We start from the raw sequence: 234 nt of genomic DNA, 5'->3' as shown, positions 1-234 counted from the left end.
GTTCTTGCCATATCAGACGATGCCGTATTCCGAACAGTCGCTGCACTGTGGGCAGTATCACCCTCGGTTTATCCATGGCGCGTTCCATGCGCCGCGCGGGGTGGCGGTGCGGGCGGTCCACGCGGACCCATTTCCCATCGGCGCCAAGGCCTACATCGACGACGAAGACGAGTCATCGGAATGGGCCGTTCGGGGATATCTGGCCAGTTTTTCCATCGACGTCATACAGAGCCG

1 protein-coding gene is annotated in these 234 nt (G+C 60.7%); it reads left to right on the top strand.

Annotated features, from left to right (window positions below; translation table 11 throughout):
- Positions 1 to 234, top strand: a 234-nt coding sequence (locus tag KVT32_RS31670) for a hypothetical protein (RefSeq protein WP_217619593.1), incomplete at both ends; no start/stop codon positions are given.

Source organism: Achromobacter sp. GbtcB20 (assembly GCF_019091095.1).
GTDB classification, from domain to species: Bacteria; Pseudomonadota; Gammaproteobacteria; order Burkholderiales; family Burkholderiaceae_B; genus Achromobacter; species Achromobacter mucicolens.
This window is presented reverse-complemented; position numbering and strand designations above follow the sequence as displayed.